This is a genomic window from Sphingomonas sp. 28-62-11 (assembly GCF_002278865.1).
Taxonomy (GTDB): domain Bacteria; phylum Pseudomonadota; class Alphaproteobacteria; order Sphingomonadales; family Sphingomonadaceae; genus Sphingomonas.
In genome coordinates, this window is the sequence record NZ_NCGB01000018.1 from 21,233 (window position 1) to 33,823 (window position 12,591).

The following is a 12,591-nucleotide window of genomic DNA, read 5'->3' on the forward strand; positions in this document are numbered from 1 at the left end:
CCTCCGCCGCGAAGGAATCGCATGAGCCGCAAGCCTGTCCCCGCGCAATCCGGTGATCGCAGCCGTGCCGAGCTGACCTTTGATCGACCCCAGTTGATGGCGCAGCTGTTCGGGGAGTTCGACAAGAACCTGTTGCTGCTCGAAAACCGACTCGGCGTGTACATCACCGCGCGTGGCAACAAGGTGGGGCTTGAGGGGACGGCAGAAGCGGTGGCCTCGGCGCGCGATGTGCTCAACGGGCTCTACAACCGGATCGTGCGCGGGGAGATCATCGATACCGGGCTGATCGAGGCCGTAATCACGATGTCCGCCGAACCGACGCTCCACGGCATCATCAGCGCCGAAGCCTCTGCCCCGCCCTCAATCATGATCCGCACGCGCAAGAAGACGATCGTGCCCCGCACCGTGGCGCAGGCGCATTATATGCGTGAATTGCTCAACAACGACATCATCTTCGCGCTCGGACCGGCGGGCACCGGCAAGACCTATATCGCGGTCGCCCAGGCCGTCGCGCAGCTGATTACCGGCAGCATCCAGCGGCTGATCCTGTCGCGCCCGGCGGTGGAGGCGGGCGAAAAGCTCGGCTTCCTGCCCGGCGATATGAAGGAGAAGGTCGATCCCTATCTGCGGCCCTTGTACGATGCGCTCAACGATTGCCTGCCTGCGGAGCAGGTCGAACGCCGGATCGCGAGCGGCGAAATCGAGATCGCGCCGATCGCCTTCATGCGCGGCCGCACGCTGGCGGATGCTTTCATCATTCTCGACGAAGCGCAGAACACCACGCCCGCCCAGATGAAGATGTTCCTCACCCGCTTCGGCGAGAACAGCCGCATGGTCGTCTGCGGCGATCCCAAGCAGACCGATCTGCCCGGCGGCATGAACGCGAGCGGGCTAAACGACGCGGTCGGTCGGCTCGACGGCGTCGAGGGTCTGTCGATCTGCCGGTTTGGCGCGGGCGACGTTGTCCGCCACCCGATCGTCGGGCGAATTGTGGAGGCTTACGAAGGGAAGGATGCTTGATTTGAAGGATATCCCAAACTATGAAAGGATATCCTGAGAGGTTTGATATGGCATCGCTCTACATCAAGGATCACGACACGGCCGCCCTTGTCGAGCGCGTGGCAAAGCGTTCAGGTGTTACCAAGACCGCGCTTGTTCGCGAGCTTGCGGCAGCGCGCGAAGCGGAGCTTGACCGGGCAGACCCACGCGCTTCGGCACACGAAAAGCTCGACGCACTCTGGCGGGAATATCCGTTTCCGCGCGCAACAGGCACAAAGGTCGATAAGGCGTTTTACGACAAGATGTGGGGCGAGGACGGCGATTGAGCCTGTTCGTCGATGCGTCGGCGCTCGTCGCCATTATCGTCAACGAGCCGGAGCGTGAACAGTTTCGCGATTCGATCCTCGCCGAGCCTGATCCATTGTGGTCGGCTATGTCGTGTTGGGAAACGGTGAGCGCGGTTGCCAGGGCGGAGCGGCTGAGCGCGGACCTTGCCCGAACGGTCGTGCAGCGCTCAGCCGACGCGCTTGGACTTCGCATCGTTGCCATCGGGGCTTTCGAACTCACCACAGCGCTGGGTGCGCATCAAAAATTCGGTCGAGGCAGCGGTCATCCGGCTAAACTCAACTTCGGCGACTGTTTCGCTTATGCCTGCGCCAAAGCCAACGGTGCCAAACTCCTCTACAAGGGTGATGATTTCATCCACACGGACCTCGCCTGATGCTTGACGTTGCCCTTTCGGCCGAACCGGTTTGGGCCAGCACGACCGATTGGGAGTCCCTCGCCACGCGCGCCGCGACCGCAGCGCTGAACGCGACGCCCTATGGCGCGCTCACCACCGCCGATGCCACGATAGAAATCTCGATCCGCCTCACCGACGATGCCGAGGTACAGACGCTCAACCGCGATTACCGGCAGAAGGACAAAGCGACCAACGTCCTTTCCTTCCCGATGATCGCGCCCGATCTGCTCGATACGGTCGCCAATACCGATGACGGTGAAGTGCTGCTCGGCGATATCGTGCTCGCCCAAGGCGTCTGCGCAGCGGAGGCGGCGGAGAAGGGCATCACGCTCAACGATCACGCCACGCATTTGATCGTGCACGGAACGCTGCATCTGCTAGGATATGATCATCAGGGGCAGGCCGAGGCCGATGCGATGGAGCAGATCGAACGCGATGTGCTGGCCACGCTCGGCATCGCCGATCCCTATCTGAACGATCAACTGCACGAGGACTAACCAACCCCGATGGCCGACGGCCCCAGTACCGAGACCGGCAATGCCGGCTCCCAGGAAGGCAGCTTATGGCGCTCCTTCCGCAAGTTCATCTTCGGTGAACCCGCCGATGACTCGCTCCGCGCGCAGCTAGAAGAAGCGATTGACGCGCATGAGGATGATCCCGCACCCGATGCGCGCGGTGATCTTTCCCCGCTCGAGCGCCAGATGGTGCGCAACCTGCTCCATTTCGGTGAGCGCGATGCGGGCGATGTCGGCGTGCCCCGCGCTGATATTATGGCCGTGGAGGAGCAAACGAGCTTTGCCGATCTGGTGACGCTGTTTGCCGAGGCCGGGCATAGCCGCCTGCCCGTTTACCGCGATCAGCTCGATACGATCATCGGGATGATCCATATCAAGGACGTCTTCAACATTCTGGCGACGGGGGCGCCGCATCCGGCTTCAATCGCCGGGCTGATCCGCCAGCCGCTGTTCGTGCCGATGTCGCGTGGCACGCTCGATCTGCTGGCCGACATGCGCCAGAAACGCGTCCATCTGGCGATCGTGCTCGACGAATATTTCGGCACTGAAGGGCTGGTGACGATCGAGGATCTGATCGAGGAAATCGTCGGCGATATCGAGGACGAGCATGACGATGCGCCCCAGCAGTTGCTCGTGCCGATCGATGGCGGCGCATGGGATGCCGATGGCCGCGCCGAGCTCGAAGATGTTGCCGCAACGATAGATCCGCGCCTCGCCGAGACCGATGATGATATCGACACAATCGGAGGATTGGCGGCCGTATTGGTGGGCCATGTGCCCGAAACGGGCGTGTGCATCGAACACCCCAGCGGCTGGCGGCTTGAGGTGATTGAAGCCGATACCAAACGGATTCAGCGCCTAAGGCTTCACCCGCCCCAACCCGGCGCTTTTGCCGAGGATTGACAGGCCTGCGAACAATCACGCTATCGATCAGTGAATATGATTTAATCTATTTTGCCGATTTTACTGCCGCTGCTACTCCACCCTCGGCTTACCGAGAGGTGAGTAGCTGGCAGCGCACCTGCCGACCCCATCCCCAGGCAAGTTCCCCGCTTGCCCTTTGGTGGGTGACACCAGCCCGTTCGGCCGCCGACATTACCCCTGTGTCGGCGGCCGTTTCTTTTGGCCTTTTCCCCAAGCCGGAACCACCTTACCTAAGGTTCATGCGCAAACACATCCTGATCGTCCTCGCCATTCTGGTCGTCCTTGCTGGCGGTACGTGGTTCTGGGTCAGCCAGCCTGACCAAGCCCGGCTGCCGCTCGAAGCGGTAATGGGCCCGCGCCCCAAGATAACGCCACCGCGCGTCCAGACGATCCCGACGATCAAGGTCGCTGATGTTGTTGGCTGGCAGAACGGGGCGACCCCCGTGCCGGCCACCGGACTGAAGGTTGCGGTATTTGCCAAGGGGCTCGATCATCCCCGCTGGATTTATCAGCTGCCCAATGGCGACATTCTGGTATCAGAAACCAACTCGCCCCCGCGCAAGGGCGGATTCAGCATCACCGGCGTGGTGATGAAGGCGCTGATGTCAAAAGCCGGCGCGGGCGTGCCGTCGGCCAATCGAATCACACTGCTGCGCGATTCAGACGGTGACGGCGTTGCAGAAACCCGTTCGGTGCTGATCGGCGGGCTCAACTCGCCACTCGGCATGGTGCTGGTGGGCGACCAGCTTTATATCGCCAACACCGATGCGCTTGTGCGCGTACCCTATGCGACCGGCCAGACCAAGATCACCGCCAAGCCGGAAACCGTCGTGCGTTATCCCGGTGGCGGGAACCACTGGGCGCGCAACGTGATTGCAAGTGCCGATGGCAAAACGCTGTATGTCGCTGTCGGCTCGGCCAGCAACATCGCCGAAAACGGGCTTGATGTAGAGGTGAACCGCGCGAACATTCTCGAAGTGGATCCCGCCGCCAAAACCTTCCGCGTGTTCGCCGCCGGACTGCGTAACCCCCAGGGACTGGCATTCGAACCGCAGACCGACCGGTTGTGGACGACAGTGAATGAGCGCGACATGCTCGGATCGGACCTCGCGCCGGATTACATGACGGCAGTTAATCTGGGCGATTTCTTCGGGTGGCCGAACAGCTATTGGGGCGGCTATGTCGACAAGCGCGTTCAGCCCGAACGGCCCGATTTGCTCGAATATTCGAAACGTCCCGATTATGCGCTTGGTCCGCATACCGCTTCGCTCGGCCTGAGTTTTGCCAAAGGTGCAACATTAGGCGGGCAGTTCACCAATGGCGCGTTCATCGGCCAACACGGATCGTGGAACCGAACCCCGGTATCGGGCTACAAGGTTATCTACGTACCATTTGCCGCCGATGGTTTCCCCGTGAAAGGCACAAAGCCGATCGACGTGCTGAGCGGGTTCCTCGACAAGAATGGCGATGCGCAAGGGCGACCAGTGGGGGTCGCGCTCGATCGAACCGGCAGCCTGCTCGTTGCCGATGACGTCGGTAACGTGATCTGGCGGGTCAGCGGCACGCGCTAGGTCAGTAAAGCCCGCGCGCCATCCGGAAATAGTGGAAAAAAGCAGCACAGCTATTGTCATTCCTATTGCCGAAATCATCCGATTTGAATTACGTAGTTCCTACCGTACCCGCTTTGGGTAACGGTCTGTCCGTAGTCGGCACTGTCTGGCGAGGAAGAGGAACGAACGATAATGGCCGTAAGGATTGCGACCAATCCTGAAAATATGGCGGCAAACTGGCGAGTCGCGATGTTCGGCGTCGCCAATATGTTCCTTGCAACGCAGCGGGCATTTTCAGCGGGTAAGGTTGCGATCAGCCCGACCGAAATGTTGATCTACCTGACCGTCTGTGTTGCCAATGTGCAGAAACTGATGCGCGAACGTACAGTGCCCGAAAATTTTACCGCGACCGCCATTTTGCCGCGCGAATGGGTGATCCCGATCTCGCGCAATGCCATCGCCTCGGCGACTGGCCTGCCGCGCGAAACCGTGCGTCGCCAGGTTGAGAAGATGATCGAGCGGGGATTGCTGATCGAAGATTGCCGGGGCGGGGTAACGCCGCCGCCCGGCGTGATCGATATTCTGGGGCTTGAACCGATGCTCGAACCAATTCTCGCCGAGTTCACCAAAACAGCCGAGCAATTGGCCAGAGTGGGCGTAATCGAGATCCACGACGACTGACCCGATGATCGCTTCGCCAGACCGACATCATTATTGGGTGGCAAACAGCATCGCATCATCGGCAAACGCCTTGAACTCGAGCGCATTGCCGCTGGGATCGTAAAAGAACATCGTCGCCTGCTCACCCGGCTGCCCAAGGAACCGGATGTGCGGCGCAATGCCAAAAGCGATCCCCGACGCCGCGACCCGGTCTGCCAACGCCTGCCAGTCGGGCATCGTCAGCACTACGCCGAAATGCGGCACCGGCACGTCATGGCCGTCAACGGCGTTGGCGACGACAACTGGCTTTGCCGACGGATCGAGATGCGCGACGATCTGGTGCCCGTACAGGTCGAAATCGATCCAATGTTCGGATGACCGCCCCTCCGCACAGCCCATCACCCCGCCGTAAAAGGCACGCGCGGCGGCGAGATCATGAACGGGAAAGGCGAGGTGGAAGGGGCGCATCATGCAAAGCTGCTAGCAAATCCCGGCGAACCAAGCGATAGCCCCGGCGTGACGAAACGCCCCGCCCTTATGTCGCTGATCCTTGGCGCCGTGGCCGCCACCGGATTCGCCCCGCTCAATCTTTTACCGGTGACGTTGGCTTGCTTCGCCGCCTGGTTGTTGATCGTCCATGATTCGCCGAGTTTGCGCGCGGCATTGTGGCGTGGCTGGCTGTTCGGGATCGCCCATTTCACGATCGGCAACAACTGGATCGCACGTGCCTTCACTTTACAGGATGCGATGCCGGCCTGGCTCGGCTATCCGGCGGTGTCGATCCTTGCCGCCTATCTAGCGATCTACCCTATGCTCGCCGCCGGCCTGATGTGGCGTCTGGCGAGTCCGCGCGCGAATGGTGACGGCACGACGCCAGTCGGCGGCAGCTATGTGATTGTCGCGGGCGCGGCGTGGATCATAACCGAATGGCTGCGCGGCACGATGTTGACCGGCTATCCTTGGAACCCGCTAGCGGCAATCTGGCTGCCGCTGATCGGCGTGGCACGATCGACCAGCCTGATCGGCACTTATGCGCTAGGCGGGTTGAGCGTGGTGGTGGCTGGCGCGCTGCTTTTGCTAGTGACGCAACGCCGCTGGAGGCTCGCCGCGCCCGTGCTGGGCGCTACCCTGTTACTGGCGGTGAACGGAATAGATTTAGCGCAGACCCCAGCCGCCATTACCGCCGACGCACCCCGCATCCGCGTGGTCCAGCCCAATCTCGATCAGGAGGAGCGCCCGCGCGACGATTATGCCGAAGCCAATCTCGCCGCCATTGCGCGTCTCATGGGGACCCCCGGCCCGGCCCCCCGCCTGATCGTCTGGCCCGAAGGGGCGCTGCGTCTGTTCGTCGAGGACGGCTACCCCCCCGAATATTACTGGCGCGGACGGCCTGAAGTGACACGCGCACGCATCGCCGCGATGCTCGGCCCACGCGATATCGTGCTGGCAGGCGGCAACGGGTTGCAGTTCGACGATCGCGGACAATTGAGCGCGGTGAGCAATTCGGTGCTGGCGCTCGATTCCAAAGCGCGGCTGCTCGGCCGCTATGACAAGGCGCATCTGGTGCCATGGGGCGAATATCTGCCCGCCCGCCCGATCATGTCGGCGATCGGCCTGTCGCGTCTCGTCCCCGGCGATGTCGATATCCGCCCCGGCCCGGGACCGTCTGGCCTGAACCTGCCCGGCTTCGGGCTTGTCGGCATGCAGATCTGTTACGAGATCATCTTTTCGGGCGAAACCGTGAACCGTGCGCAGCGCCCGCGCTTCATTTTCAACCCCTCGAACGACAGCTGGTACGGCGTGTGGGGGCCGGTCGAACATCTCGCCATGGCCCGGCTGCGCGCGATCGAGGAAGGACTGCCCGTCATCCGCGCGACCCCTACCGGCGTATCGGCGATCATCGACGCCGATGGCCGCGTGCTCGCGAGCATCCCCGCCGACCGTGACGGTGCGATCGAGCTCCCGATACCACCCGCGCATCCGCCGACACTGTTTGCAATGCTCGGCAATTGGATGGCCGCACCGGTAGCCGCGCTGATGCTCGCGCTGGCAGTTGCCATTCGTCAGCGAGCGCGATAGGGCGCATATAACAAAAGCTTTATATGCGGTCCGCAGCCGCTAATCCGGTGCCGCTTCTCTGGCCCAGTCATAAGGGATTACCATGCGCTCATCCTATCTCTTCACGTCCGAATCAGTTTCAGAAGGCCATCCCGACAAGGTGTCGGATCAGATTTCGGACGCGATCGTCGATCTGTTTCTGTCGAAAGACCCCGAAGCCCGCATCGCCTGCGAAACGCTGACGACCACGCAGCTCGTGGTGCTTGCGGGTGAAATTCGCGGCAAGGGCATCATGGATGAAGCCGGCAACTGGGCACCCGGCGTGCGCGAAGAGGTCGAAGCGACCGTCCGCGCGACGGTGAAGCGCATCGGTTATGAGCAGGACGGTTTTCATTGGGAAACGCTGCGCTTCGAAAACAATCTGCACCCGCAATCGGCGCATATCGCACAGGGCGTTGACGCCAGCGGCAACAAGGATGAAGGCGCTGGCGATCAGGGCATCATGTTCGGCTATGCGGCCGACGACACGCCCGATCTGATGCCCGCGACGCTCTATTACAGCCACAAGATCCTCGAAAAAATGGCTGCCGATCGCCATTCGAAGGTCGCCCCCTTTCTCGAACCCGACGCCAAGAGCCAGGTCACGCTGCGCTATGAGGGCAGCAAGCCCGTCGCGTGCACCGCGATCGTCGTCTCCACCCAACACGCCAAGGGCTATGATCAGGGCGAGAAGGAAGCCGAGCTTCACGCCTATGTGAAGTCGGTGGTCGCCAGCGTGATCCCGGCCGAGCTGCTTTCGGACGAGACCGTCTATCACATCAACCCCACCGGCAGTTTCGAAATCGGCGGGCCGGACGGCGACGCCGGGCTTACCGGTCGCAAGATCATCGTCGACACCTATGGCGGTGCATCGCCCCATGGCGGCGGCGCGTTCAGCGGCAAGGATCCAACCAAGGTCGATCGCTCGGCGGCGTACATCACCCGCTATCTGGCGAAGAACATCGTCGCCGCCGGGCTCGCCCAGCGCTGCACGATCCAGCTCGCCTATGCGATCGGCGTCAGCAAGCCGCTGTCGCTCTATGTCGATACGCATGGCACCGGCACCGTCGGCGATGACAAGATCGAAGAGGCGATCATGTCGATCGAAAAGCTCGGCGGCCTTACCCCGCGCGGCATCCGCACCCACCTCGCGCTCAACAAGCCGATCTATCAGAAAACAGCCGCCTATGGCCATTTCGGCCGCCAGCCCGAGGGGGATTTCTTCCCCTGGGAGCGCACCGACCTGGTCGACGACCTGAAGGCAGCGCTGGCGTAAATCACGCACTGCGCTGAACGATTGCGGGGGCGGTAGCGTGCAGCTATCGCCCCTTTTTTATGAGCGATCCCACCACCATTCGCCGCCTCTACGGCCGCCGCGCCGGGCACAAATTGCGGCAGGGCCAGGCCGCGCTGATCGAGGAATTGCTGCCGCAAATCTCGGTACCCGAAACCGGGTCGATCGATGCGATGGCGCTGTTCGGGGATGATCGGCCGCTTGAGGTGGAGATCGGTTTCGGTTCCGGTGAGCATCTTGCAGGGCAAGCGGCGATGCGGCCGGGCAGCGGGTTCATCGGCTGCGAGCCCTTCCTGAACGGCGTGGTCGGTGCACTCGCGCATGTCCGCGACGGGGGGCTGGACAATGTGCGGCTCCACATGGGCGATGCGCTGGAGGTGATCGAGCGGCTACCCGATGCCTCGCTTGAGCGCGTCTATCTGCTCCACCCCGATCCGTGGCGAAAAGCGCGCCATGCCAAGCGCCGGATGGTGAACCACGGCCCGCTCGACCTGATCCACGCCAAGCTGAAACCCGGCGGCGAGTTTCGGCTCGGCACTGATGATCCCACCTATTGCCGCTGGTCGATGATGATCATGAACGCGCGCCGTGACTTCGACTGGCAGGCGGCAAGCGCCACCGACTTCCTTACCCGCCCCGCCGACTGGCCCGAAACCCGCTATGAACGCAAAGCCCGGACCAAGGGGCATGAGGTGTGGTACTTTCGCTATCTGCGGGTCTAACCCAGCGCCCGCATCGCCAGCGCGATTGCCCCAAACGGCCCGGCATCCGCGCCCAATGTAGCAAATGCGATTCGGTCTTCGGGCAGCATGCCTGTAGCGGGCAGATAGCCGGCGAGGCGACGCGCCACCACCGCGCGCACCGCGTGAAGCAAGGATGGCCGCCCAAGGACCACGCTGCCGCCCAGCGCGATCCGTTCAGGCGCGAAGCTGACCAGCATGTTGGCGAAGAAATCGCCCAGTTCCTGCGCGACATTGGCCCAGACCGGATGATCATCTGCAATGTCCGCGCCCCTCAGCCCGGTGCGCGCTGCAAGCGCCGGTCCGGCGACCAGCCCCTCGATGCAATCGCCGTGAAACGGGCAGACCCCGGCAAACGCATCGCCCGCCACGCGCGGCACCCGCACATGACCGATTTCGGGGTGGAGAAAACCGTGCAGCGGCTGCCCGTCTACAACGATGCCGCCGCCAACGCCTGTGCCGATCGTCACATAGGCATGGATGCGGCACCCGGCTGAACCGCCCCAAAGCCCCTCGGCCAGAGCCGCCGCATTGACGTCGGTGTCGATCGCCAGCGGCACGTCGATAGCCCGCCGCACGCTGCCGAGCACATCGAACCCCGCCCAGCCCGGCTTTGGCGTGTCGAGGATCTGCCCATAGGTCGACGCGTGCGGATCAAGCGCCACGGGGCCGAAACTGGCGATGCCGATCGCGGCCAGCGGCGCCTGTGCGTGCCAACCGACAATCACCGCCACCACCGCCGCCAGCGTCGCCGCCGGATCGGCGGTGGTGGGGAAGGATTCGCGCGCGACGATGGTGCGGCCCCGCGCCAGCACCGCGATCGCCTTGGTCCCGCCAAGCTCGATTCCCGCCAGCCGCGGCGATTGATCCTCCATCCCCGACCCCTATCGATTATCAAGTTGTGACCGCACCGATGCCAGCCCCAGCCGCGTTGCGCGATAGGGGCCACCGCCCTGGCTCGCGATCAAGCCACGACGCCGAAGCCGCTGGAACAGTGACAGGGTGCAATCGGTAAGCACGTATCCTTCGCGGGTAAAGCAATCGACCGCGTTGATCCGGCCTTGTTCGTCGCGGCGGTGAACAATGCGCCCGCCCTGCGCCAGCGCGTGCAGCACGCGCTGTTCGTATTTTGAGATGTTCATGGGAAATGTCAGCCCCAGACATGGGGTTAGCGCCCGCACGCCAAGACCCGCCCGCATGGGGCGGCGGCAATGCACGATGCTGGGCTGCGGGGCGATGCCCCGGCCAGCAATCAGCGGGCGACAATTCCTAACATGACCACTCCGAGTAGCGAGGCGTGTGATATCGCCAATCGCCCGCTTGCGTCAATCGGCCGGGGATCAGCCGCTATGGCCGCTGCGTGCCCAACGCCCTTTCAGCATCCGCCCCAACATCGCGGGCAGGCCCGGTCGTACCAGTAGCCAGTCGCGGATCGCCGGGCCCTGGGTCGCGCCGATCACGCGCTTATACCCGCTGTCCCCCGCGCCCCAATCGACCTGGGTGATGCCGCGCGCCATCGCTTCGACCAGATTGCGATAATAGAGCAGTTTGCCCGGCGAGTGCTTAGCAAAAGCCGGATCATAGCTGTTGGCGACCGCATATTTCAGCGCCCCCGCATCGATATCGAACGAGAAGGCGGCCGGCGCACCATCCACGGTGAGCAGCGCCGCGTGCATCATCCCCGCCAGCACTGGATCATCCGCCAGCGCGCGCCAGAACGCGCCATGCCCGGTGGCGGTGAACTTGGCATCATGGCCATCGGTGCGCGCCGCGATCCAGCTTTTTTCCTCGATCGAGGCCAGCGCATCAAACCCGCCCGCCTTCAGTGCCGCGCCGTCCAGAAAACGCCAGTCGAGCGCACCATGTTCGCCCAGATGCTTTTCATGAAACCGGTTTTTGCGCAGTGTCGAATTGCGCGGCCAGCCATTCGCAGCTTCGGCGGCCATATCGAGCAGAAAACTGTCCGCGACGAACCGGTCGAGCACGGCCCAGCCCTGCGCACGCGCCGCGGTGATCAGCGCGGTTGCGGACGGATCTCCATCATAGACCGGGCCAATCCGCAGCGCGTTGATCTGTCGCGCCAGCGCCGCGACCAGCACCGCGAATGCATCGGCGGGAGTATCCGTCGCCGTCGGAAAGCTGCGGAACGGCCAATAGCCCCCCGGCACCGCCGCCAGACCCGCCCAACGCGGCCCCAGTGCGACCATCGGCAACGCGATGATCGGTACCCGGTCCGCCTCGATCACAATCGTTCGGGCCTGGCCGCCATAGGCCGACAGCGCCGCCGCAAACCAGTGGTAGCGCAGAAACCGATGACTTTCGGGCGCGGCCACCGCGACGCTGTCGATCGCAGCCGACAGCCCGTCGCCCACCTGCGCAACCATCGCTGGCGGCAGGCGCGCGAAATCGGCAAGCAGCATCGGCTTCGTCATGCAGCAATTTTACAGCAACAGTCGTTACCAACCCGTTGGCGCTTGACGATTTGGCCGATGCCCTTTCAGGTAACGCCATGTCCGTCATGCCCGCCGTTTCGACCATCGCCCAGGCGATCCAGCTTTCCGTCGCGCCGGTGTTCCTGCTCGCGGGGATCGGCGCAGTGCTGAACGTGATCGCCGGTCGCCTTGCCCGGGTGATCGATCGTTCGCGCACGCTAGAGAAGCTTCACCCGAGCAGCAGCGGCCCCGAGCACGATCGCCATGTCTGGGAACTGCGCCAGCTCGATCGGCGCATGTCGATGATCAACGCGGCGCTTTTCCTGTGCGTCAGCAGCGCGGTGGCGATCTGCTCCGTCGTAGCGCTGCTGTTTGTGGCCGAGCTCACCAACTGGAAGATCGGCACCATCGTCGCGCTCACCTTCATTCTGGCAACAATTCTACTCGTGGCCGGGCTTATAACGTTCATGATCGAGGTGCGGCTGTCCCTCCGCGCGACGCGAGTGCGGGTGGAGCTGCTCGAGAAGGACTGACTCTAAAGTTTGGTGACTTCGGCACGACCCCGTTCGCCCTCAGCCCTTCGACTGCCTGCAAGGCAGGCGCTCAGGATAAACTTCGGCCCTTGGGCCGAAGTCGAA

General features: G+C 63.1%; 15 protein-coding genes. 11 read left to right on the forward strand and 4 right to left on the reverse strand.

Going from position 1 to position 12,591, the window contains the following annotated elements; all coding sequences use genetic code 11:
• The first annotated feature begins 21 nt into the window (after positions 1–21).
• From B7Y49_RS07320 to B7Y49_RS07350, 7 genes are all read left to right on the forward strand, one after another.
• A complete protein-coding gene (locus B7Y49_RS07320; protein ID WP_374126923.1) occupies positions 22–1,020 on the forward strand; it encodes a PhoH family protein in 999 nt (332 codons plus the stop codon).
• 47 nt (positions 1,021–1,067) lie between these two features.
• Entirely contained in the window at positions 1,068–1,325 is a 258-nt protein-coding gene (locus B7Y49_RS07325) for a type II toxin-antitoxin system VapB family antitoxin (RefSeq protein ID WP_374126924.1), read from the forward strand.
• Positions 1,322–1,720 carry a type II toxin-antitoxin system VapC family toxin gene (locus B7Y49_RS07330; protein ID WP_374126925.1) on the forward strand — a complete coding sequence of 133 codons (399 nt, stop codon included), beginning with the start codon at positions 1,322–1,324 and terminating at the stop codon, positions 1,718–1,720. Before B7Y49_RS07325 ends, B7Y49_RS07330 begins: the two co-directional genes overlap by 4 nt.
• The gene (ybeY, locus tag B7Y49_RS07335; RefSeq protein WP_374126926.1) at positions 1,720–2,238 is read left to right on the forward strand and encodes an rRNA maturation RNAse YbeY; all 519 of its coding nucleotides are present in this window, start codon (positions 1,720–1,722) and stop codon (positions 2,236–2,238) included. The genes B7Y49_RS07330 and ybeY overlap by 1 nt, the downstream gene beginning before the upstream one ends.
• A 9-nt stretch (positions 2,239–2,247) precedes the next feature.
• Complete coding sequence (locus B7Y49_RS07340; protein ID WP_374126927.1) at positions 2,248–3,159, forward strand: hemolysin family protein; 912 nt, start codon at positions 2,248–2,250, stop codon at positions 3,157–3,159.
• Positions 3,160–3,419: 260 nt separating this feature from the next.
• Complete coding sequence (locus B7Y49_RS07345) at positions 3,420–4,751, forward strand: sorbosone dehydrogenase family protein (RefSeq protein ID WP_374126928.1); 1,332 nt, start codon at positions 3,420–3,422, stop codon at positions 4,749–4,751.
• Between the two features lie 171 nt (positions 4,752–4,922).
• Positions 4,923–5,411 (forward strand): hypothetical protein, encoded by a 489-nt coding sequence (locus B7Y49_RS07350; protein WP_374126929.1) that lies wholly within the window; start codon positions 4,923–4,925, stop codon positions 5,409–5,411.
• 30 nt (positions 5,412–5,441) lie between these two features.
• On the opposite strand, the gene B7Y49_RS07355 is transcribed toward B7Y49_RS07350, so the two are convergent.
• A complete protein-coding gene (locus B7Y49_RS07355; RefSeq protein WP_374126930.1) occupies positions 5,442–5,861 on the reverse strand; it encodes a VOC family protein in 420 nt (139 codons plus the stop codon).
• A gap of 45 nt (positions 5,862–5,906) precedes the next feature.
• Between B7Y49_RS07355 and lnt the strand changes: the two genes are divergently transcribed.
• The 3 genes from lnt to B7Y49_RS07370 all read left to right on the forward strand — a co-directional run bounded on the left by lnt (position 5,907) and on the right by B7Y49_RS07370 (position 9,503).
• The gene (gene lnt / locus B7Y49_RS07360) at positions 5,907–7,469 is read left to right on the forward strand and encodes an apolipoprotein N-acyltransferase (RefSeq protein WP_374126931.1); all 1,563 of its coding nucleotides are present in this window, start codon (positions 5,907–5,909) and stop codon (positions 7,467–7,469) included.
• A gap of 82 nt (positions 7,470–7,551) precedes the next feature.
• On the forward strand, positions 7,552–8,763 hold the full coding sequence (gene metK, locus B7Y49_RS07365; RefSeq protein WP_374126932.1) for a methionine adenosyltransferase: 1,212 nt from the start codon (positions 7,552–7,554) through the stop codon (positions 8,761–8,763).
• Between the two features lie 59 nt (positions 8,764–8,822).
• A complete protein-coding gene (locus B7Y49_RS07370; protein WP_374126933.1) occupies positions 8,823–9,503 on the forward strand; it encodes a tRNA (guanosine(46)-N(7))-methyltransferase TrmB in 681 nt (226 codons plus the stop codon).
• Here the strand turns inward: B7Y49_RS07370 and B7Y49_RS07375 are convergent.
• The 3 genes from B7Y49_RS07375 to B7Y49_RS07385 all read right to left on the reverse strand — a co-directional run bounded on the left by B7Y49_RS07375 (position 9,500) and on the right by B7Y49_RS07385 (position 11,953).
• Positions 9,500–10,396 (reverse strand): ROK family protein, encoded by an 897-nt coding sequence (locus B7Y49_RS07375; protein WP_374126934.1) that lies wholly within the window; start codon positions 10,394–10,396, stop codon positions 9,500–9,502. The genes B7Y49_RS07370 and B7Y49_RS07375 overlap by 4 nt on opposite strands.
• 9 nt (positions 10,397–10,405) lie before the next feature.
• The gene (locus B7Y49_RS07380) at positions 10,406–10,663 is read right to left on the reverse strand and encodes a YjhX family toxin (RefSeq protein WP_374126935.1); all 258 of its coding nucleotides are present in this window, start codon (positions 10,661–10,663) and stop codon (positions 10,406–10,408) included.
• Between the two features lie 198 nt (positions 10,664–10,861).
• Positions 10,862–11,953, reverse strand: coding sequence for a GNAT family N-acetyltransferase (locus B7Y49_RS07385; RefSeq protein WP_374126936.1), 1,092 nt, complete (start codon positions 11,951–11,953; stop codon positions 10,862–10,864).
• 77 nt (positions 11,954–12,030) lie between these two features.
• Here B7Y49_RS07385 and B7Y49_RS07390 point away from each other — a divergent pair, with 77 nt between their 5' ends.
• Positions 12,031–12,486 (forward strand): DUF2721 domain-containing protein, encoded by a 456-nt coding sequence (locus B7Y49_RS07390; RefSeq protein ID WP_374126937.1) that lies wholly within the window; start codon positions 12,031–12,033, stop codon positions 12,484–12,486.
• The last annotated feature ends 105 nt before the right edge of the window (positions 12,487–12,591 follow it).